Annotated in this window: 19 protein-coding genes; 8 read left to right on the forward strand and 11 right to left on the reverse strand. The window is 35.3% G+C overall.

The window, feature by feature from the left end:
- Positions 1-107 precede the first annotated feature (107 nt).
- The 4 genes from ACFQ1K_RS08310 to ACFQ1K_RS08325 all read right to left on the reverse strand — a co-directional run bounded on the left by ACFQ1K_RS08310 (position 108) and on the right by ACFQ1K_RS08325 (position 5,271).
- Positions 108-605 (reverse strand): hypothetical protein, encoded by a 498-nt coding sequence (locus ACFQ1K_RS08310; protein WP_320556298.1) that lies wholly within the window; start codon positions 603-605, stop codon positions 108-110.
- Between the two features lie 502 nt (positions 606-1,107).
- Complete coding sequence (locus ACFQ1K_RS08315; protein WP_320555107.1) at positions 1,108-2,199, reverse strand: hypothetical protein; 1,092 nt, start codon at positions 2,197-2,199, stop codon at positions 1,108-1,110.
- Positions 2,200-2,357: 158 nt separating this feature from the next.
- Positions 2,358-4,502, reverse strand: coding sequence for a M3 family metallopeptidase (locus ACFQ1K_RS08320; protein WP_320555108.1), 2,145 nt, complete (start codon positions 4,500-4,502; stop codon positions 2,358-2,360).
- Positions 4,503-4,563: 61 nt separating this feature from the next.
- The gene (locus tag ACFQ1K_RS08325; RefSeq protein WP_320555109.1) at positions 4,564-5,271 is read right to left on the reverse strand and encodes a peptidylprolyl isomerase; all 708 of its coding nucleotides are present in this window, start codon (positions 5,269-5,271) and stop codon (positions 4,564-4,566) included.
- A 2-nt stretch (positions 5,272-5,273) separates the two neighbouring features.
- Here ACFQ1K_RS08325 and ACFQ1K_RS08330 point away from each other — a divergent pair, with 2 nt between their 5' ends.
- A complete protein-coding gene (locus ACFQ1K_RS08330) occupies positions 5,274-5,915 on the forward strand; it encodes an NUDIX hydrolase (protein WP_320555110.1) in 642 nt (213 codons plus the stop codon).
- 48 nt (positions 5,916-5,963) lie between these two features.
- Entirely contained in the window at positions 5,964-6,761 is a 798-nt protein-coding gene (locus ACFQ1K_RS08335; RefSeq protein ID WP_320555111.1) for a lysophospholipid acyltransferase family protein, read from the forward strand.
- A 41-nt stretch (positions 6,762-6,802) separates the two neighbouring features.
- On the opposite strand, the gene ACFQ1K_RS08340 is transcribed toward ACFQ1K_RS08335, so the two are convergent.
- Genes ACFQ1K_RS08340 through ACFQ1K_RS08350 form a run of 3 tightly spaced genes read right to left on the reverse strand, consistent with a single transcriptional unit; the run spans position 6,803 to position 8,655 of the window.
- Positions 6,803-7,435 (reverse strand): hypothetical protein, encoded by a 633-nt coding sequence (locus ACFQ1K_RS08340; RefSeq protein ID WP_320555112.1) that lies wholly within the window; start codon positions 7,433-7,435, stop codon positions 6,803-6,805.
- Positions 7,436-7,439: 4 nt separating this feature from the next.
- Positions 7,440-7,934: an RNA polymerase sigma factor gene (locus ACFQ1K_RS08345; protein WP_320555113.1), complete on the reverse strand. Its 495-nt coding sequence runs from the start codon at positions 7,932-7,934 to the stop codon at positions 7,440-7,442.
- A 31-nt stretch (positions 7,935-7,965) separates the two neighbouring features.
- Positions 7,966-8,655 carry a lysoplasmalogenase gene (locus ACFQ1K_RS08350; protein ID WP_320555115.1) on the reverse strand — a complete coding sequence of 230 codons (690 nt, stop codon included), beginning with the start codon at positions 8,653-8,655 and terminating at the stop codon, positions 7,966-7,968.
- A gap of 121 nt (positions 8,656-8,776) precedes the next feature.
- Between ACFQ1K_RS08350 and ACFQ1K_RS08355 the strand changes: the two genes are divergently transcribed.
- Together ACFQ1K_RS08355 and ACFQ1K_RS08360 are read left to right on the forward strand one after the other, a co-directional pair.
- Entirely contained in the window at positions 8,777-10,927 is a 2,151-nt protein-coding gene (locus tag ACFQ1K_RS08355; RefSeq protein WP_320555116.1) for a TonB-dependent receptor, read from the forward strand.
- 92 nt (positions 10,928-11,019) lie between these two features.
- Positions 11,020-11,748, forward strand: coding sequence for an energy transducer TonB (locus tag ACFQ1K_RS08360; protein WP_320555117.1), 729 nt, complete (start codon positions 11,020-11,022; stop codon positions 11,746-11,748).
- Between the two features lie 73 nt (positions 11,749-11,821).
- On the opposite strand, the gene ACFQ1K_RS08365 is transcribed toward ACFQ1K_RS08360, so the two are convergent.
- Together ACFQ1K_RS08365 and ACFQ1K_RS08370 are read right to left on the reverse strand one after the other, a co-directional pair.
- Entirely contained in the window at positions 11,822-12,343 is a 522-nt protein-coding gene (locus ACFQ1K_RS08365) for a GNAT family N-acetyltransferase (RefSeq protein ID WP_320555118.1), read from the reverse strand.
- Positions 12,340-12,894 (reverse strand): thioredoxin family protein, encoded by a 555-nt coding sequence (locus tag ACFQ1K_RS08370; protein WP_320555120.1) that lies wholly within the window; start codon positions 12,892-12,894, stop codon positions 12,340-12,342. The genes ACFQ1K_RS08365 and ACFQ1K_RS08370 overlap by 4 nt, the downstream gene beginning before the upstream one ends.
- A 31-nt stretch (positions 12,895-12,925) precedes the next feature.
- Between ACFQ1K_RS08370 and ACFQ1K_RS08375 the strand changes: the two genes are divergently transcribed.
- Positions 12,926-13,261 carry a tRNA-binding protein gene (locus ACFQ1K_RS08375; protein WP_320555121.1) on the forward strand — a complete coding sequence of 112 codons (336 nt, stop codon included), beginning with the start codon at positions 12,926-12,928 and terminating at the stop codon, positions 13,259-13,261.
- A gap of 75 nt (positions 13,262-13,336) precedes the next feature.
- Here the strand turns inward: ACFQ1K_RS08375 and ACFQ1K_RS08380 are convergent, their stop codons facing one another.
- Both ACFQ1K_RS08380 and ACFQ1K_RS08385 read right to left on the reverse strand, forming a co-directional pair.
- The gene (locus tag ACFQ1K_RS08380; RefSeq protein ID WP_320555122.1) at positions 13,337-13,726 is read right to left on the reverse strand and encodes a PUR family DNA/RNA-binding protein; all 390 of its coding nucleotides are present in this window, start codon (positions 13,724-13,726) and stop codon (positions 13,337-13,339) included.
- A 63-nt stretch (positions 13,727-13,789) separates the two neighbouring features.
- Positions 13,790-15,547, reverse strand: coding sequence for an ABC transporter ATP-binding protein (locus ACFQ1K_RS08385; protein WP_320555123.1), 1,758 nt, complete (start codon positions 15,545-15,547; stop codon positions 13,790-13,792).
- Positions 15,548-15,680: 133 nt separating this feature from the next.
- Between ACFQ1K_RS08385 and ACFQ1K_RS08390 the strand changes: the two genes are divergently transcribed.
- The 3 genes from ACFQ1K_RS08390 (at position 15,681) to ACFQ1K_RS08400 (ending at position 18,485) form a co-directional block, all read left to right on the forward strand.
- Positions 15,681-16,784, forward strand: coding sequence for a Glu/Leu/Phe/Val family dehydrogenase (locus ACFQ1K_RS08390; RefSeq protein WP_320555124.1), 1,104 nt, complete (start codon positions 15,681-15,683; stop codon positions 16,782-16,784).
- A gap of 94 nt (positions 16,785-16,878) precedes the next feature.
- A complete protein-coding gene (gene nusB / locus ACFQ1K_RS08395; RefSeq protein ID WP_320555125.1) occupies positions 16,879-17,823 on the forward strand; it encodes a transcription antitermination factor NusB in 945 nt (314 codons plus the stop codon).
- A 122-nt stretch (positions 17,824-17,945) separates the two neighbouring features.
- Positions 17,946-18,485, forward strand: a complete 540-nt coding sequence (locus tag ACFQ1K_RS08400) for a DUF1573 domain-containing protein (RefSeq protein ID WP_320555126.1) — start codon at positions 17,946-17,948, stop codon at positions 18,483-18,485.
- The last annotated feature ends 5 nt before the right edge of the window (positions 18,486-18,490 follow it).

An 18,490-nucleotide genomic window follows, 5' to 3' on the forward strand; every position in this document is an offset into this window, starting at 1 on the left:
TTAATATGCGTTAATATTCGGTTTAGCACGGACGCTAGCAATTCCGAGTGGATTCGGACGTAGTCGAATCCGCCGTAATTGCGGTTATACATTGTTGTAGGTAGTTTTTATTCACTTTTTGGGAATTCAATTCCGATTATTTCAGCTTCTCCGATTTTGTTTGGTCCTTCGTGAATCCACCATTTTCTCCCAATATCCATATATTCATCTATTGGTTGTCTTGATAGAAATCTAACCAAAACTTCTTTTGTTTCTCCAGGTTTAATACACTCGGTTTGGTCAAATTGAATATCTCCCATATATGCATATTTAAATTGTCCATTTGATTGATATTCAAAAACGTGATTTGGACGATATCCGCTTACAATTCCATTTTTTCTTCCGCCTTGTTCAGTTGGAACCAGAGTTAATCTCGCCTTTACGTGAATCATTTCAGGTGTTTCATTAAGATCAAAATCCGTAATGCTATAGTCAGTATATTTTCCGTAAGCGTGAGTGTCAAAAACTTTCCCATATCCTAAATTCAACCATCTTTTATAAATCAATTTTCCATTGAAGTATAGATAAAGTTCATTGTCGTCTTTTATTTCCTTTCGTATTATCACGGTTAGTTTAAATTACCTACAACGCCCTGCTAAACGCAGTTCTGGTTTGCGAATGGAAAGATAATAAATTCCCTATCAATAATTAGAGAAGGGAACTTCCTTATACTCTCTAATTATTGATCGTCAATCGGCTTCGCGTAAGCGAAGGATAGATTGTGGAATTTATTAGATTGGGAATTCAAGAACCAGTACCAAATTGCTTTTAGCGATTGTTATGGCACGATAAGGACTTGAGTCCGTCAGCTGGAGCTGTGTTTGGCAAGGAATGATCAAGCAATTTGGTTTAGCAGGGCGTTAGAGCACATATTCTTGTGGGGTGAGAGTTCGAAGAACGTAGCAACACAAGTCAGCTTCAGCTGAATGTGCTCTAACGGTTGGGCTATGAGTAGTTGCGTGGGTTAGCCATTAACTTTGTAAGTACACACCAAGCTGAAAATCCGCGAGGATTTTCAGAAGTAGGCGAGAACAAGCAATTACTTATAGCCATTGTTGTATGCAGTTTTTAATATAATGTTATTAATCTTAATTTTTCTTTTTTTGGAATATATTCAAATCCAATCGTGATTTTTACAATTTCATTCAGCGTATTTAATAACTCAATTAAAATGTCGAACTTGAAAATATTAAATGATTTTAAATCAGTCATATTGTAAATGTAATTGCTCTTTATTTTCTTTTTTATTAATTCAGTAAATTCATTTTTAGAATAAGAAATTAAATTAGCTTTTTTTAGTTTACCTTTTTTTACGGTTTTCAAATAATCGAATTTATTATCCTCAATTTCAATTTCCTTTATTTTGGATACTAATGGACTAATTGAATTTAGTGAAAAGTCAATATCAGATTCAAAACCTTCAAAAACTTCACGCTCGATTTTATATGATAAAAACACTCCGTAATAAATTCCTTGAAGGCTTTTTACATTGTAACCAGATTGTTCAAATGGATAGCTTTTTAAATTGATGTTCTCGGAATTATCTCTGTCATCTTCGTGTTCCATTATTATGGTCTTATTGGTCTTAATAAAACTATTTGCCAAAATAGTTGATAAATATGACTTCATAAATGATTGGTTTGTTAAGTCAAAAAATCCAATAAATGGATGGAAACCTTTTAAGTCAGAGGTTAATTTGTCAAACATATTTTCAGACAAATTATTAATATATACTATAAAGAATTGAGTTGAATGTTTATATTCAAATTCATTAGTTTGATTTATTTGACTGTAAAATCGAAAAAACAAATCATTTTGTAATTCAATGTCACCAATATAATCTCCACATAAAATACTGTGAGTGCTATCTTTATGAAATAATGGAATTAACTTGGTAAACACTTCATATCCATACCAGTCATTTTCTATTTGTGTGCTGTCAAAAATTAACCCTATTTCCTTTCTATCGTATTTTGGTATTAAACAACTTTTAAGGCTCTCATACTTAATTCCTTTAGAGTTAAGAACCTTTATTAATTCGTTAAACATTCCATTGATTTCAGAGTGCATAACATTGTCGTCTAAAGAAAAATATTCTTTAGTAATTTCGAGAAACATATTGCCTCTGGCATTTATTGTATAAATTGTTCTGTCGTTCATTTCTCAAATTGCATACAACGGTTGACTAAACGTATTACGTTTAGCTCCATTATGTTTATACCTACAATTTATAAAATTAAGAGGCAATAAACACCAAAGCCTATAAATAAAAAAAGCCATCAAGTAAAATTTGATGGCTTTTTAGATGTTATAAAAATCTAATTTTTAGGGACTGGAAACCCTCTATCGCGCATTAAGGCTTCAATCTTGGCATCGCGCCCTCTAAATAATCTATAGGCTTCTGCAGGATCCATGGCATTGCGCGGTGCAAATAAATAGGTTACTAATTTTTCAGCAACGTCCTTATCGTAAAACCCATCTGGTGCTTCCTTAAAGGCTTCAGAGGCATCGCTGGTTAACACATCTGCCCACATGTAGCCATAATAGGCCGTTGCATAACCTTCACCTGAAAAGACATGGCCAAAATGTGGTGTTCTATGGCGCATAGGCAATTCTTTTGGCATGCCTAACTCGTCTAAGGTTTCACGTTCAAATGTATCGATGTCTATGTTGGTTGGGTCTGCTAAGTGTAATTCCATATCCATTAATGCCGAGGCTAAATACTCCGTCGTACCAAAACCTTGGTTAAACGTTGCTGCATTTTTGATTTTTTCTACCAGTGCTGCAGGAATAGGTTCGCCTGTCTCGTGGTGTACCAAAAACTGATTAATTACCTTATCTGTAGATAACCAGCGTTCTAACAATTGCGATTGAAACTCGGTATAATCCCTAACACCTCCTTGTAAGGTCGGATACTTTACATCGGCTGCAAAAAAGTGCAGGGCATGACCAAACTCATGAAAAAATGTAGTCGCATCATCCCAAGAGACCAAAACCGCTTCACCTGGTGCAGGTTTTACAAAGTTGGAGTTGTTAGAAGCTAAGACATTGGTTGGTCCTTCAAAAGTTGTGGAGCTTCTGTAGGTGGTAGCCCAAGCACCAGAGCGTTTGCCTTCACGTGCATAAGGGTCTAAATACCAAAGGCCTATGTGTTTACCAGAGTCTTTGTCGGTGACTTCCCAAACTTTTACATCCTCATGAAATACAGGAACCGAACCTTCTTCGACTGGTGTAAACTTATAATTGAAAATTTCTCCCGCAACAAAGAACATGGCTTCGGTTAATTTATCAAGTTGCAGGTATTGTTTTACTTCATCACTGTCTAAATCGTACTTCTTTTTTCGCACTTTTTCGGCATAGTAACGGTAATCCCAAGGTTCTATAGTAATGTCATCACCAAGCTCATTAGCAACAGCCTGCATGTCTGCCACTTCTTCCTTAACTCTTGCCGTTGCTGCAGGCCATACCTTAAGCATTAAATCCATGGCATTTTCAGGATTTTTAGCCATTCGGTCTTGTAGTCTCCATTGTGCGTAATTGTCGTAACCTAACAATCCGACACGTTCTTTGCGCAATCTTAGAATTTGGGCAATGATTTGGTTATTATCGTATTCGTCGCCATTGTCACCTCTAGAATAGTAGTTTTCCCACACTTGTTTGCGCAATTCGCGCTCAGTAGAGTAGGTTAGGAACGGATCCATGGAAGAGCGCGTGTTGGTTATGGCATACATGCCATCTTTGCCTTTATCGGAGGCAATCTTTGCGGCCGATTTTATAAAACCATCAGACAAACCACCAAGTTGGTCTTTGGTTAGATAGGTTACATAGTTTTCCTCATCGTGCAACACATTGTTGGAAAATTGAGTGTATAAGGTTGAAAGTTCTTTGTTGATTTCGGCATAGCGTTTTTTCTTTTCGGCATCAAGGTTAGCACCATTCATTTCAAATTGCTTATAGGTCAGCTCTACAACACGTTGCTCTTGAGGTTCAAGAGGATTGTTCTGTGAGGCTTCGTAAACGGTTTTGATACGTTGAAACAATTTTTCGTTTTGGGAAATCTTAGAACGGAATTCAGAAAGTTTTGGGGCTAATTCGGCCTGAACCGCTCTAAATTCTGGGGTAGACCTATTGCTGGATAAAATACCGTAATAGGTAAATACACGATCTAAGGTTTTGCCTGCGCTTTCCATAGCAACAATGGTATTCTCAAAAGTTGGAGCTTCAGTATTATTGGCAATGGCATCAATTTCCTGAAGTTGTAGTTCCATACCTTTTTCAACAGCCTCTTTTACATCGGCAACATTCATTTGGTCAAAAGCAGGTACACCTTGGTAAGGTCCTGTCCACTCTTGTAATAGGATATTTTCCGTCATGGATTGTTGATCTGTTTTTTGTTCTTCTTTACAGTTTGAAAATAAGATAATACTACCTAAAACGGTAGCTTTAAATGCTTTAGAAATCATTGTTTAGTTATATTAATTTTAGAGAAACAAGATAATGAAAATGACATTTAGGAAATCTTAATTATTCTATAATTTCCACCTTTCTGATGTAAACATTATTTAGTGGCCAATCTCCTTCGTCAGTTTTAACTGAGTTGATTTTATCGACCACATCCATACCTCTAATGACTTCACCAAAAACGGTGTAATCACCATCAAGATGTTTGGCGCGTTCTCTATTCATTACAATAAAAAACTGGAAAGGCGACGCTAGTTTATAGGCATTTTCAATTTCGCTACTCGGCATTGAGACCGAACCGCGTTGATGAGTGTAGCCACGTTTGGTGTCTGGCGGTAATAGGTAATGTCCTATTTTGCGTCGTTTTTTGTAGAGGTCCAGCCCATCACTACTACCGCCTTGTACCACAAAATCCTTAATCACTCTATAGAATTGCGTGCCATTAAAATATTGGCGTTTGGTGAGGTAGATAAAATTAGCACGATGAAATTTGGTCTTGTCGTACAGCAGAATATCAAAGGTTCCAAAATCGGTAGTCACTCTTACTTTATCTTCTTTGTGTTCTTTGTCGTATTCTAAAAAGAACTCCATAGCATTGGCATCCGTCAGGATAGGGAATTCCGAAGTTTTCTTTGTTTTCTTTTTGGGTGCCGGTTTTTCTATTGTTGTTACCGTATCTTTTGTGACCGTTGTTTTAGAATTTTTTGAAGTTTGTTTATCTTCACAGCTCCATAAAAGAAGAAGGATCATCAATACCAATTGAAATCTCATAAATGCACTTTAATACGTTTTCTGAATCTGTAGTAAAAATAAAGAATCTAGAGCTTTTTGGCGAACAATCGCATGCCAAAATGTCTCCACCTTACCGATTAGAATTGGCCAAACGTATGAAAGAAAAGGCTAAAAATGCTAAGACCGCTGGTGTGATGGCACTTTTTTATCCGGATAAACGAGCAGAAACCCACTTGGTATTAATCTTAAGGAAGACTTACAAAGGTGTACATTCTAACCAGGTTGGGTTTCCTGGTGGAAAGTATGAAGATACCGATGAAAACTTAATGGTCACCGCTCTGCGTGAAACTGAAGAGGAGGTCGGTGTACCTAGGGATACGGTTAATGTGATTAAAACCATATCACCCTTATATATTCCTCCAAGTAATTTTATGGTGCATCCTTATTTAGGTCTTATCGATGACACACCTAAATTTATAAAGCAGGATGAAGAAGTGGAGGATATCCTGGAAGTACAACTGATGGATTTTTTGGATGAACGTAATGTGATTACGACCAACGTCCCTACATCATTTAATGTAAGGGTAGATGTACCAGCCTTTAAATTAAATGGGCATATTGTTTGGGGAGCGACCGCTATGATGCTTGGAGAAATAAAAGACTTGTTAAAACAGGTTTTATAACGTTTCATAATTGTTAATTTTGTGACCAACTAACACTAATTACAAATAATGGGATTATTTAAAAAGAATCCTTTCGGACATATACTTTGGGTTAAGAAGTGGTTGATAAGAATTTTAGGCCTTCTAACACACAGACGTTTTAGAGGTTTTAATGAATTACAAATTGAAGGTTCAGAAATTATTAAGAACCTACCAGAGACCAATGTGTTGTTTATTTCTAACCACCAAACTTATTTCGCAGACGTTATAGCCATGTTTCATGTGTTTAACGCCAGCCTCAGTGGTCGTCTAGATAGCATAAAAAATGTGGGTTACTTATGGAACCCTAAATTAAATATGTATTATGTGGCTGCTAAGGAAACCATGAAATCAGGTTTAATTCCAAAGATTTTTGCCTACACGGGTTCCATTAGTATAGAACGCACATGGAGGGCAGAAGGTAAAGAAGTGAACCGCCAGGTAAAAATGAGCGACATCACCAATATTAAGAAAGCGTTGGATGATGGTTGGGTGGTAACATTTCCGCAAGGAACTACGACTCCTTTTAAGCCTATAAGAAAGGGTACAGCCCATATCATAAAACAATACAAGCCCATTGTTGTTCCTATTGTTATAGATGGATTTAGACGTTCGTTTGACAAAAAGGGATTACGTATAAAGAAAAAAAATATATACCAGTCCTTTGAAATAAAACAGCCTTTAGAGATTGATTACGATAATGAATCCATTGCAGAAATCGTCGAAAAGATTGAGTATGCCATTGAGCAACATCCATCGTTCTTAAAGGTGATACCTCAAGAAGAATTAGAAGAGAAGGAACGCCTAAATAAGCTGCGTGATTGGTAGTCTTAGGATAACCTCAATGTACTTAGACTTACATCTAATAACTAAACTTCTAACTTTTTAAGCTCGTCATAGTTTTTGTTGAGGCGCTTCAATAATATACCATATAGTAGCCTGTAGAATAACCAAATTATTCCTAGAAAAACAGCTGTAACTATCATGGTTATAACAACAAGGACTGTCATTTGAGTTGAATCGAAAGCGGCAACTTGATCGTGAAATTCCATATTTTGGTTAAATTCAAAGAGCAATGACAGTGGTATGGAAATAAAAATCATAACCAGATTATAGAGCACATAATACTTTATGACCTTTCGGGTTCTTAAAATGCTTTCCATTAATTTTTTAGCACTATCGGTTGTAGATATTGATTTATGTGACTTATATAATAGATAAACAAATACTCCGATTACCACAAAACCTAAAATAGTTAAAGCTGTAAAGAGGGGGTTTTCATAGCTGGTCTCCAAACGCGCCTTCATTTTATCCGAAAATACATAAGGCAGATAGCTTATAAGTAACCAAAACAACAACTCTGCGACACTTATGTAAAACAAGGTTTTTACAATTGAAGACGATTTCTTGTGCAACATGGGATAAATATCTGTATCCGAATAGTTCTTGAATTCGTCCGAGGTTTTATTCCAGTTCTTCTTTAATAATTCTAATTCATCCATAGGGTTACGGATTTAATATTGTTTTTAATTTCTTCTTCACTCGGTTCATTTTCACTCTTGCATTCACTTCCGTAATACCAAGTGTCTCACTAATTTCCCTATAATCTTTATCTTCTAGATATAAGAAAACCAGCGCTTTTTCAATATCGTTTAGCTGATGTACCGCTTTATAAAGTTGCTTTAGTTGTTGCTCTTCGGTATCATCATATGCTTCTGCCTTAATCTTAAATTCTACATTATCAAAAGCTTGGGTGTCTATTCGTCGTTTAGATTTTCGGTACAGTGTAATCGCTGTATTAAGACCTACACGATACATCCAAGTACTAAACTTAGAGTCACCCCTAAATTTAGGATAGGCTTTCCATAATTGTATGGTTATTTCCTGAAACAAGTCGTTATGCGCATCTGCATTGTTGGTATACAAACGGCATACCTTATGTACAATGTTTTGATGCTTTTGCAATTGCTCTACAAAACTATGTTCAAGTTCTTTGTTCAATTGATGAATTTGGTTAGTTACCTATAAGTAGTTATATCTTAGGATTTGTTACAGTAATTTTTAAAATTCCTAAAATGATTAGAAATTGAGCCGCAGCATATGTCAACATAATGCTTATCTCTGAAAGTGGAATGGGCTGGTAAAACTTGTTAAGGGCTAGAATACTATCGGATACCATAAAGAGAATGGCACCGAGAAAAACAAGATTATAACTCAAGGTATTTACCATACCTTTTCTGAGAAATGCTGTTGTTGTCATGCTTAAAATAACAATCATATATATGACAACAGGAATAAGCATATTGCCTAATCCATCCTGTAAGAGGTAAAATAATCCTACCGCATAGAGTAACAAGAGCATTACAAAACCTATAGCAGATTTTTGTTTATTTCTATGTCTTAAGAAGACCAAAATGTACATAATATGAGCCAATAGGAAAGCCACAAGCCCAACAGTAAAAAAATGTGTCGATGTATCCACAAACATTAAAAGGATATCTCCCAGAACTGAAGAACCTAAAGCCAAAAGTGTTATTCTTCTAATGCTATTAGTAAGACTACCAGAGGTTTTGACAAATAAAAATATCAAACTGGTCACAATAGCTGGTTTGGCTATATAATGGGCCAGTTTTAAGCTATCTGTACTTCCTGTAAGGATTTCAAAAAGTACTATCACAAAAAAAAGGATACTGAATTGCTTTTCAGTGTTGGTTAGTTTCATAGGTTGAAATTAAATAAAAATATTCAATTCGTCCTTTAAAAATTACAACTCAGTAAAATAGAATTTAGTTAGTACTGTAAATGATTGAAGTTTGTGCCATCAAATCAAATCAATCAAAAAAATGAACAAGTTAATTATAGTCTTAGTTTTATGTTTTGGTAGCCTAAGCTATTCACAAACCACCATCTCAGGTAAAGTTGTAGACCAGAAAAATAGTCCAATCGAAGGCGCTAATATCTATTTAGATGGTACCTATGATGGAGCCACTTCAAATGGAGATGGCCAATTTTCGTTTACCACTTCAGAAACTGGAACACAAGCTCTGGTCATTTCCTTTTTGTCTTACGAAACCAAAACAGTTGTAGATGAGGTTTCAAAATTTGTTAACCTTAAGGTTATGCTTAGGGAAGATGTAGAATCTTTAGATGCCGTTGTTTTAAGTGCTGGGACATTTGAGGCCAACGATAATAGTAAGGTTTCGGTATTAAAACCTTTGGATGTCGTTACCACGGCAAGTGCGCTTGGAGATTTTGTTGGTGCATTGCAAACCTTGCCAGGAACCTCTAATGTGGCCGAAGATGGCCGTTTATTTGTTCGTGGTGGTAATGCAGAGGAAACCCAAATTTTTATTGATGGTATAAGGGTTTTTACACCGTACTCGCCCACAACTAACAATATTCCAACACGTGGACGCTATTCTCCCTTTTTGTTTGATGGTATTACCTTTTCAACTGGTGGTTATTCTTCAGAGTTTGGTCAGGCGTTATCAAGTGTTTTATTATTAAATACTATTGACGAACCCGATCAGGAAAAAACAGATATAGGTTTAATGACTGTGGGTGCTGCAGTAGGAAACACCCAAAAGTGGGAGCGTTCTTCATTGAGTTTTAATGCTACGTATATTAATCTCGCTCCGTATTTGGCAGTTTTTAAAGATAGAAATGATTGGGAAACACCATACCAGGGCGCACAAGGGGAAACGGTTTACAGGTATCGCTTAAATAATGGTATGCTAAAGTTCTACGCGGCTTTTGATACGGCCAAATTTCAATTAACGCAAGAAGACATCAATTTTGACGAAGGTTTGGATTTTAAGTTGAGCAACAATAACTTTTACCTTAATACGTCCTACAAAGGAATCTTAGGAAATAACTGGACCTTACATTCAGGACTAAGCTATACCTATGCAAAAAATGAAATTGGTGTCATGGCGAGTGCTATTGAAAACGCTGAACATTCAGCACATATAAAGTTAAAAGTAAAAAAGCGTTTTAATAGTCGATTCAAATTGAGCTTTGGTGCAGAACAGTTTATTACCAAGTTCGATGAAAATTTTGATGAAGATATCCTGGACGTTACTTATGGTTATAATAACAATATCACAGCTGGTTTTGCTGAAGCCGATTTAATTTTCTCAAAGGACTTAGCCTTAAAAGTAGGGCTGCGATCGGATTATAGTTCAATTTTTAACGATCTTGATTTTTCACCTAGAGCAGCTTTAGCCTACAAAACCTCTAAAAACGGACAAATGTCATTAGCCTATGGAAACTTTTACCAAAACCCGAATAGCGATATTTTAAAATTTAATCAAGATTTACAGGCAGAAAAAACAACACACTATATTTTAAACTATCAATACGTTAACAACGGTAAAATTTTTAGGGCAGAAGTTTACAAGAAAGATTATGCCAACTTGGTGAAATTTGATACGGAGTTCACTTCCTTTGATAGTAATTACACGTCTAACGGTAATGGTTTTGCTCAAGGCCTGGATTTGTTCTGGCGTGATAATACGAGTATTAAGAATCTGGATTATTGGGTGAGTTATTCGTATTTAGATACTGAGCGCAACTACAGAAACTTTGAAACATCTGCCCAGCCAGGATTTGCTACTAATCATAACTTATCTATTGTTGGTAAGTATTGGATTGATAGTTGGAAAAGCCAAGTAGGTTTGAGTTATGGCTTTTCGTCAGGAAGACCTTATACCAATCCCAATACAAACGAGTTTCTAGGTGAGCGCACAAAGTCCTTTAATAGTTTGAGTCTTAATTGGGCATACCTGCTAGACCAGCAAAAGATATTGTACTTTTCTGTAAATAACGTTTTAGGGTTTAAAAACATTAATGGTTATCAATATGCCAATACAGCAGATAGCAATGGACAGTTTAACCGAAGAGCTTTAAGACCTGCAGCAGACCAGTTCTTTTTTGTAGGCTTCTTTTGGACTATTAGTGAAGACGGCAAAGATAATCAGCTTGACAATCTGTAAAATGTTAAAATATTGGTTTTGAGTTAAACATGACTTTTATCATAGTTATTACGTCTTATGATGGGTAACTTTATGGTATAAAATTAAACGTCATGGAACTAAAGAAGAACCCAAGAGCCAATGTAGGTCGAAACAGCAGTTTATATTTTGCTGTTGGCTTAAACGTAATGTTACTCCTTACATACTTAGGATTAGAACATAAGACTTACGAAACAGAGACGGCTAAGATTGATATCTTAATGTTAACAGAACAGTTAGAAGAAGATATTCCTATCACAAACATTAATATTCCACCACCACCTCCACCACCTAAAGCGGTAGTTACAGAAGCTATAACGGTTGTTGAAGATGTTGAAGAAATAGAAGAGACCTTTGTAGAAAGTACCGAGATTGGACAAGACGACGTTATCGAAGAACGTGTTATAAATGTAGAGGATGTAGAGGTAGAAGAGGTAGAGGAAGATGTTGAAGTGCCTTTTGCAGTAATTGAAAGAGTACCTCAGTTCCCTGGATGTACAGGTAATAACGAACAGCTAAAAGCTTGTTTCCAGCAAAAAATGCAGGAACACTTACAAAAGCATTTTAGATATCCTGACGCAGCAGCTGAGCTTAATATACAAGGTAGAGTGTTTGTATTCTTCTTAATTGATAAGCATGGTAAAGTTGCTAAAATCCAAACACGTGGACCAGACAAGTTATTAGAAACTGAAGCGCAACGTATTATAAGTTTACTACCTCAAATGGAACCTGGTAAACAACGTAATAAACCAGTTGGTGTTCCTTACAGTATACCTATTAACTTTAAATTAAGAGAACAATAAATTCATTATATGGTTTAGATAAATTTTTGATTGATTACAGAAAACCCCTTTGCAAAAAGGGGTTTTTTAATATTTAGAGCATTGGATTTTTTAAGGTATACCAATTGCAATGTATATTTTCATAGGAGAATGTACCAGCAGGTTTTAAGCCTATGTTCTTTAGAATCTTATTGGAAGCCCTATGTTCGGAATGTGCCGCAGCACAAATTTCCTTAAGTCTTAAGTCCTTGAAACCATAATCTAAAGATGCCCTTGCAGCTTCAGTGGCATATCCATGTCCCCAAAATTCTTCTTTAAGGCGGTAACCTAAATCATAAGAATCAAAAGCCCGAACGTTACGTTCAAGTTTTAGTCCAGACCAACCCACAAATTCTTCGGTGCCTTTCTTTATGATGGCTAAACGACCGATACCATAAGCTTTGTATTGTTCTAAAACACTTTTAATATACCCTCTAGATTGCTCTATGAAGGTCACTGGGTTGTTACCTAAAAACGCATGTACTTTTGGATTAGAATCCAATTCAAAGAAGTTTTTATCGTCATCTTGGTTGATTAGTCTAAGATAGAGGCGTTCAGTTTCTATTTTAAGATTCACTTCCACTTAATATTACAGCCCATACTAGGCTTTTGGTTTGGATCAATAGCTTCGTTATTCAATAAAGCCTTCATTGCAGCTCTTAAATCTTTACCTGTAACAGGAATGTCATTTCCAGGCCTTGAGTCGTCTAATTGTCCGGCATACACCAATTTTAAATCCCTGTCAAACAAGAAGAAATCGGGTGTACAAGCAGCATCGTAAGCTTTTGCAATGTCTTGTGTTTCATCATACAAATAGGGGAATGGGTAATGATTTTCTTCTGCATGAGTTTTCATCTTATCAGGACCATCTTGCGGATAGTTGTCTACATCATTGCTAGATATCGCTATACAGTTAATACCTTTAGGTTTAAAGTCATTTGCTAGTTTTACTAATTCAGCATTGACATGAATTACAAAAGGGCAGTGGTTACATATGAACATAACCAATGTACCAACCTCGCCTTTAAGTTCGTTTAATGATTTTAATTGGTTGTCTTTTGTATCTATAAGACTAAAATCAGGAGCCTTTGTGCCTAAAGGCAACATATTTGAAGGTGTTAGAGCCATGCTTTATTATAAGTTTTACTAATTTTATACTATGGATAATATAATAACATTTGAAGACTTTACAAAAGTCGATTTAAGAGTGGGAACGATTATAGAAGTCAATGATTTTCCAAATGCTAATAAGCCTGCTTATCAGTTGACCATAGATTTTGGTGAACTAGGCATAAAAACATCCTCTGCACAAATTACGACACAGTATAAAAAAGAAGACCTGAAAAATCGTCAGATTATAGCTGTGATTAATTTTCCGAAAAAACAAATTGCCAATTTTATGAGTGAATGTCTGGTAATAGGTGCTGTAAAAGCCAACGATGTGTTTTTATTGCATCCTGAAAGAAAGGTAAAAAACGGATCACAGGTGGCTTGATTATTGCACTGATATAAAAATTAAAACCGTTACGACAAGTAACGGTTTTTTGTTGTAATGTATTTAAATATTCTATTAAATATCGTCGAAACTTACATCCGTAAAGCTATCTAATCCTTTAGAATCACTAGACGTTTTAGCTTCTTGGGCAACAAAATCATCCTCTGGCTTAAAATCTCTTTGATGACGTTCGCTTATGACTTCTTCACCTTTTTCATTGATGATGTAATCGGTCATTTCTGCTAAAATATCCCTGAATTCAGAAAAATCTTCTTTGTATAGGTATATTTTGTGCTTCTTGTAGTGGTAAGAACCGTCGTCGTTTGTAAATTTTTTACTTTCGGTAATGGTTAGGTAATAATCTCCAGCTTTTGTTGCTCTAACGTCAAAGAAATAAGTTCGTCTTCCTGCGCGTAATACTTTAGAATAAATTTCTTCTTTATCCGACATTTCATAATCGCTCATAAATCAAGTCTTTTTTTTAATTTCAAATCAAAAATCTAAAAAAAAAGCAAACTAACAAATAAATTATTGTATTTCTTTTTCGGAGAGTTGTTTTGTATAAAGCTCTTTGTAATATCCTTCAACATTAATGAGGCTTTCGTGATCACCAGACTGAATAACCTTACCATCTTCAAGGACAATTATGTGATTGGCATTTTTAGCTGAAGACACACGATGGCTAACAATAATCGTTGTTTTGTCCTTTGTAAGCTTTATAAGATTTTTCAGGATTTTTTCTTCAGTTTCGGTGTCCACTGCAGAAAGGCAGTCATCAAATAAGAGTATTTCAGGTTTTTTGATTATAGCCCTAGCAATTGATACACGCTGCTTTTGTCCACCAGATAGGGTTATGCCTCGTTCGCCCAGAACCGTGTCGTAGCCTTTACTAAACTCTATAATGTTTTTATGAACTTTGGCATCTTTAGCAGCTTCGATAACTTCTTGGTCTGTTGCGTCTTCTTTTCCAAATTTTATATTGTTTTTTATGGTGTCTGAAAACAAGAAGGCGTCTTGCGGTACATATCCAATACTGTTCCTAAGACTGTATAAATTAAGCATTGATATGGTTTTATCATCAATTAAAATGTCGCCATCTTGCACGTCGTATAATCTGCCAATAAGATCTAAGATTGTAGACTTACCAGAACCTGTTTTACCTAGTATGGCTAAAGTTTCACCTGATTTTAAGGTAAAACTAACATTTTTTAAGGCTTCTATGTTCGTGTCCGGATAAACAAATGATACATTTTTAAATTCAATATCACCCTTAATTGGGGTGGATTCGTTTACTGTATTTTTAATTTCGGGTTCAGTCTTTAAAAATTCATTAATTCGTTCTTGAGACGCTTCGGCCTGTTGAACTAAAGACGTTACCCAACCAACAGTAGCGACAGGCCATGTGAGCATATTGACGTAAATGATAAATTCTGCAATGGTACCGATGTGTTCTATTTCGCCATTCATATACTGCATACCGCCCACATAGATTACGATAAGGTTACTAATACCAATTAGTAAAATCATAAGTGGAAAGAAAAGGGCTTGAACCTTTGTGAGATCGATTTGCTTTTGTCGATTTTCAACTGAAAGTCCATCAAATTCGAGATTGGTCTTCGGTTCAATACCATAAGACTTTATTACAGAAATACCACTGAAAGTTTCTTGTGCATAAGTAGATAGGGTAGAAAGAGACTGCTGTACAATAGTACTGCGCTTATTGATAAGTCTACTGAGCTTATAAATTGAAACCGATAAAATGGGTAGAGGTATTAGGGTGTACATTGTGAGCTTTGGCGCGGTATTAATCATGTAGATGATAGCCACCGTAAACAAGGTTATGGTATTTATGGTATACATCAACGCAGGACCTACATACATTCTTACCTTACCAACATCTTCACTAATACGATTCATGAGGTCACCAGTACGGTTAGATTTATAAAAGTTTAAGGACAAAACTTGGTAGTGTTGGTAAATTTCATTTTTAAGATCGTATTCAATATATCTTGAGACATTGATAATGGTTTGACGCATTAAAAACGTTAAGAGACCTGCAAATACTGCTGCACCAATGATGAATAAAATATTGGTGATAAGTCCTGTTTTAAAAATCTCATATGAAATTTTACCGTCTAAGCGGTCTGAAATAATATTGATGGAATCACCAACAAAGCGCGGTGTAAACAGAACAAATATTTTGGCTACAATGGTAATGATCACACCAATAATTAAGCGGTATCGGTATTTAAAAAAATATTTATTAAGATGTTTAAGTGCCTTCATGTTGCATTTGGTCAGTCAAAAGTATTATGATAATCTGATTTTGACGTTAATATTTTGCTAATCCTCCATTTATAATTTATTTTTGCACGCTGTTTTTAAATAATATTCAAACAGCCTTAAATCTAAATCAAGAATGACTTCAGAATTAATAAGTTCCAAGGAACTTGCAAAAGCAGATCCTGTATTTGGCCAAGTATCATTTGACGATCATGAGCAAATTGTGTTCTGCAACGACAAAGATACTGGTTTAAAAGCTATAATAGGTATACATAATACAGTTTTGGGTCCTGCGCTGGGTGGTACTAGAATGTGGAACTATAACAACGAATGGGAAGCTTTAAATGATGTACTCCGTTTATCTCGAGGTATGACGTTTAAATCGGCCATAACGGGATTAAACTTAGGTGGTGGAAAAGCGGTAATTATAGGTGATGCTAAAACGCAAAAAACACCTGAACTCATGCGTCGTTTTGGCGAATTTGTTCATTCCTTAAGTGGTAAGTACATCACAGCGGAAGACGTTGGGATGACTACTGAAGACATGGATACGGTAAGGGAAGTAACTCCTTATGTTACCGGAATTTCAGAAAGTAAAGGTGGTGCCGGTAACCCTTCGCCAATCACTGCTTATGGTGTGTTTATGGGCATGAAAGCAGCTGCAAAGTTTAAATTTGGTTCTGATGTACTCGAAGATAAATCAGTTTACGTTCAAGGAATAGGTCATGTTGGTGAAGCTTTAGTAGAACATTTAGTAAATGAAGGAGCTAAAGTTACTATTGCAGATATAAATCAGGAACGTTTAGAGGAAATCCGTTCTAAATATGATGTGACTATATATGGTGGTCAGGATATTTACAGTGAGCCTATGGATATCTATGCACCATGTGCGCTAGGTGCCACGATTAACGATGATACGATTGAAAGGTTACAAGCTAAAATAGTCGCAGGTGCTGCAAACAATCAGTTGGCTGAAGAAAATAAGCATGGTAGAGTCTTACAGGAAAAGGGTATTGTTTATGCACCCGATTTCTTGATTAATGCTGGCGGTATCATTAATGTGTACGCAGAGTTAGAGAACTATGATAGACAAGAGATAATGCGTAAGACCGAAAATATCTACAATACAACATTAGAGATATTGGACCACGCCAAAATAAATAATATTACCACGCATACAGCGGCATTAAATATTGCCCGAGAGCGCATCGCAACACGAAAAAGAGAAAATTCTAAATAATTTTTTTTCGACTTAAATAATACTATTTTTGCAAGGTGAATTTCAAAATTGGAATTCACCTTTTTTAGTAAACTATATAAAGCAGTTCTTACACATGCTAAACAGAAGACACATTAGAATAAAAGTGATGCAATCGTTGTATGCTTTTAAAGGTCACGAAGGTGATGATTTAACTAAGGACGAAAAATTTTTAATGCACAGTCTAGATAGCATGTTCGATTTATATCTTTCTATTTTAGCCTTGCTTACGGAATTGCACAAAAAAAGTAAGGATTACAATTCAAAGCTTCAAAATAAGCTCTTAGGCTCTGATGCAGATAGGCAACCTAACACTAAATTTCAGGATAATATCTTATTGAACATTATTAGTAATAACAACATGTTGCAAGATATTATTACCAAACGTAAGCTGAATTTTTGGGATCTCGATTTTGAATATGTGGATATTCTTTTTAAAGAGATAAAAAACAGTAAACTTTATGAAGCCTATTTGAACAATAATGAGGATGGGTTAGAGTACGATAAAAAATTCATTATAAATATTTATACCGAAATAATTGCACCAAACGATAAGTTGTACGACTATTTTGAAGACAAAAAATTAACTTGGGTAGATGACTTCCCAGTAGTTAATACCGTTTTATTAAAAGTTTTGGGTAAAGTAAAATTGACCTCTGCAGAAACAAAACTACTACCCAACCTTTATAAAGATGAGGACGATAAGGAATTTGCAAAAGACCTGTTTAAAAAGACCATTCTTAACAACTCTAAGTTTGAAGAAGAGATTTCTAAACGAACAACCAATTGGGATACAGAACGCTTGGCAAGTTTGGATGGCCTATTATTAAAGATGGCCCTATGTGAATTTCAGAAATTTCCATCTATTCCTTACAAAGTAACCATTAATGAATATTTGGAAATCGCCAAGGAATATTCTACACCAAAGAGTAGCTTATTTATCAATGGCATTTTGGATAAAGTTGTAAAGGAATATCAATCCAACAATCTACATTTAAAAACAGGTAGAGGCCTTATGTAGATATTTTATAACCTATTTCTTAGGTAACCACATAAAGGTTATTTTAAAAGTTTTTATTGCTAGGAATAATTATTACCTTTGGCATTCTAGAAATTCAATTGTATTAACTAAAAATATAAATAATGAAAAAGATTGTATTAGGATTAAGCGCATTATGTATGGTAGCCTTTACGTCTTGTAAAGATGATGCAGCTAGCAAAGTAAATTCAGAAAATGTTGCGGTTGCAGCTGAAAGAGATGCCAATGCTGGTAATTTCCCGGTAATGGAATTAGATAAAATGGTTCACGATTTTGGAACTATTGAAAATGGTACACCAGTAGAGACCATTTTTAAATATACCAATACAGGTAAATCAATGCTTGTAGTGAGTAATATTAAAAGTACTTGTGGTTGTACTGTTCCTTCTAACTATACTAAAGAAGTGGCACCAGGTGAAACAGGTCAATTTACAGTAAAATTTAATGGTAAAGGAAATGGTAAGGTGTCTAAGTCTTTAACCATGACAACCAACACTGAAAAAGGTACTGAAGTTGTGAAGATTACAGCTATGGTAAACAACCCTAATGCAGCTCAAAATACAGCTGTAAAAACAAACCCGTTATCGACTTCACCGACCAAAACATCAACACAGCCAGGTCACGAAGGACATAATCACGACTAAGATTT

The sequence above is a fragment of the Winogradskyella aquimaris genome, from assembly GCF_042676105.1.
Classification (GTDB): Bacteria; Bacteroidota; Bacteroidia; order Flavobacteriales; family Flavobacteriaceae; genus Winogradskyella; species Winogradskyella aquimaris.

What these genes read in the sequence shown, in the direction of transcription:
- ACFQ1K_RS08315 (WP_320555107.1), bottom strand. Translation starts at nt 2,199, where the DNA reads ATGAACGACAGAACAATTTATACAATAAATGCCAGAGGCAATATGTTT.
- ACFQ1K_RS08320 (WP_320555108.1), bottom strand. Translation starts at nt 4,502, where the DNA reads ATGATTTCTAAAGCATTTAAAGCTACCGTTTTAGGTAGTATTATCTTA.
- ACFQ1K_RS08325 (WP_320555109.1), bottom strand. Translation starts at nt 5,271, where the DNA reads ATGAGATTTCAATTGGTATTGATGATCCTTCTTCTTTTATGGAGCTGT.
- ACFQ1K_RS08330 (WP_320555110.1), top strand. Translation starts at nt 5,274, where the DNA reads ATGCACTTTAATACGTTTTCTGAATCTGTAGTAAAAATAAAGAATCTA.
- ACFQ1K_RS08335 (WP_320555111.1), top strand. Translation starts at nt 5,964, where the DNA reads ATGGGATTATTTAAAAAGAATCCTTTCGGACATATACTTTGGGTTAAG.
- ACFQ1K_RS08340 (WP_320555112.1), bottom strand. Translation starts at nt 7,435, where the DNA reads ATGGATGAATTAGAATTATTAAAGAAGAACTGGAATAAAACCTCGGAC.
- ACFQ1K_RS08350 (WP_320555115.1), bottom strand. Translation starts at nt 8,655, where the DNA reads ATGAAACTAACCAACACTGAAAAGCAATTCAGTATCCTTTTTTTTGTG.
- ACFQ1K_RS08355 (WP_320555116.1), top strand. Translation starts at nt 8,777, where the DNA reads ATGAACAAGTTAATTATAGTCTTAGTTTTATGTTTTGGTAGCCTAAGC.
- ACFQ1K_RS08360 (WP_320555117.1), top strand. Translation starts at nt 11,020, where the DNA reads ATGGAACTAAAGAAGAACCCAAGAGCCAATGTAGGTCGAAACAGCAGT.
- ACFQ1K_RS08370 (WP_320555120.1), bottom strand. Translation starts at nt 12,894, where the DNA reads ATGGCTCTAACACCTTCAAATATGTTGCCTTTAGGCACAAAGGCTCCT.
- ACFQ1K_RS08375 (WP_320555121.1), top strand. Translation starts at nt 12,926, where the DNA reads ATGGATAATATAATAACATTTGAAGACTTTACAAAAGTCGATTTAAGA.
- ACFQ1K_RS08380 (WP_320555122.1), bottom strand. Translation starts at nt 13,726, where the DNA reads ATGAGCGATTATGAAATGTCGGATAAAGAAGAAATTTATTCTAAAGTA.
- ACFQ1K_RS08385 (WP_320555123.1), bottom strand. Translation starts at nt 15,547, where the DNA reads ATGAAGGCACTTAAACATCTTAATAAATATTTTTTTAAATACCGATAC.
- ACFQ1K_RS08390 (WP_320555124.1), top strand. Translation starts at nt 15,681, where the DNA reads ATGACTTCAGAATTAATAAGTTCCAAGGAACTTGCAAAAGCAGATCCT.
- nusB (WP_320555125.1), top strand. Translation starts at nt 16,879, where the DNA reads ATGCTAAACAGAAGACACATTAGAATAAAAGTGATGCAATCGTTGTAT.
- ACFQ1K_RS08400 (WP_320555126.1), top strand. Translation starts at nt 17,946, where the DNA reads ATGAAAAAGATTGTATTAGGATTAAGCGCATTATGTATGGTAGCCTTT.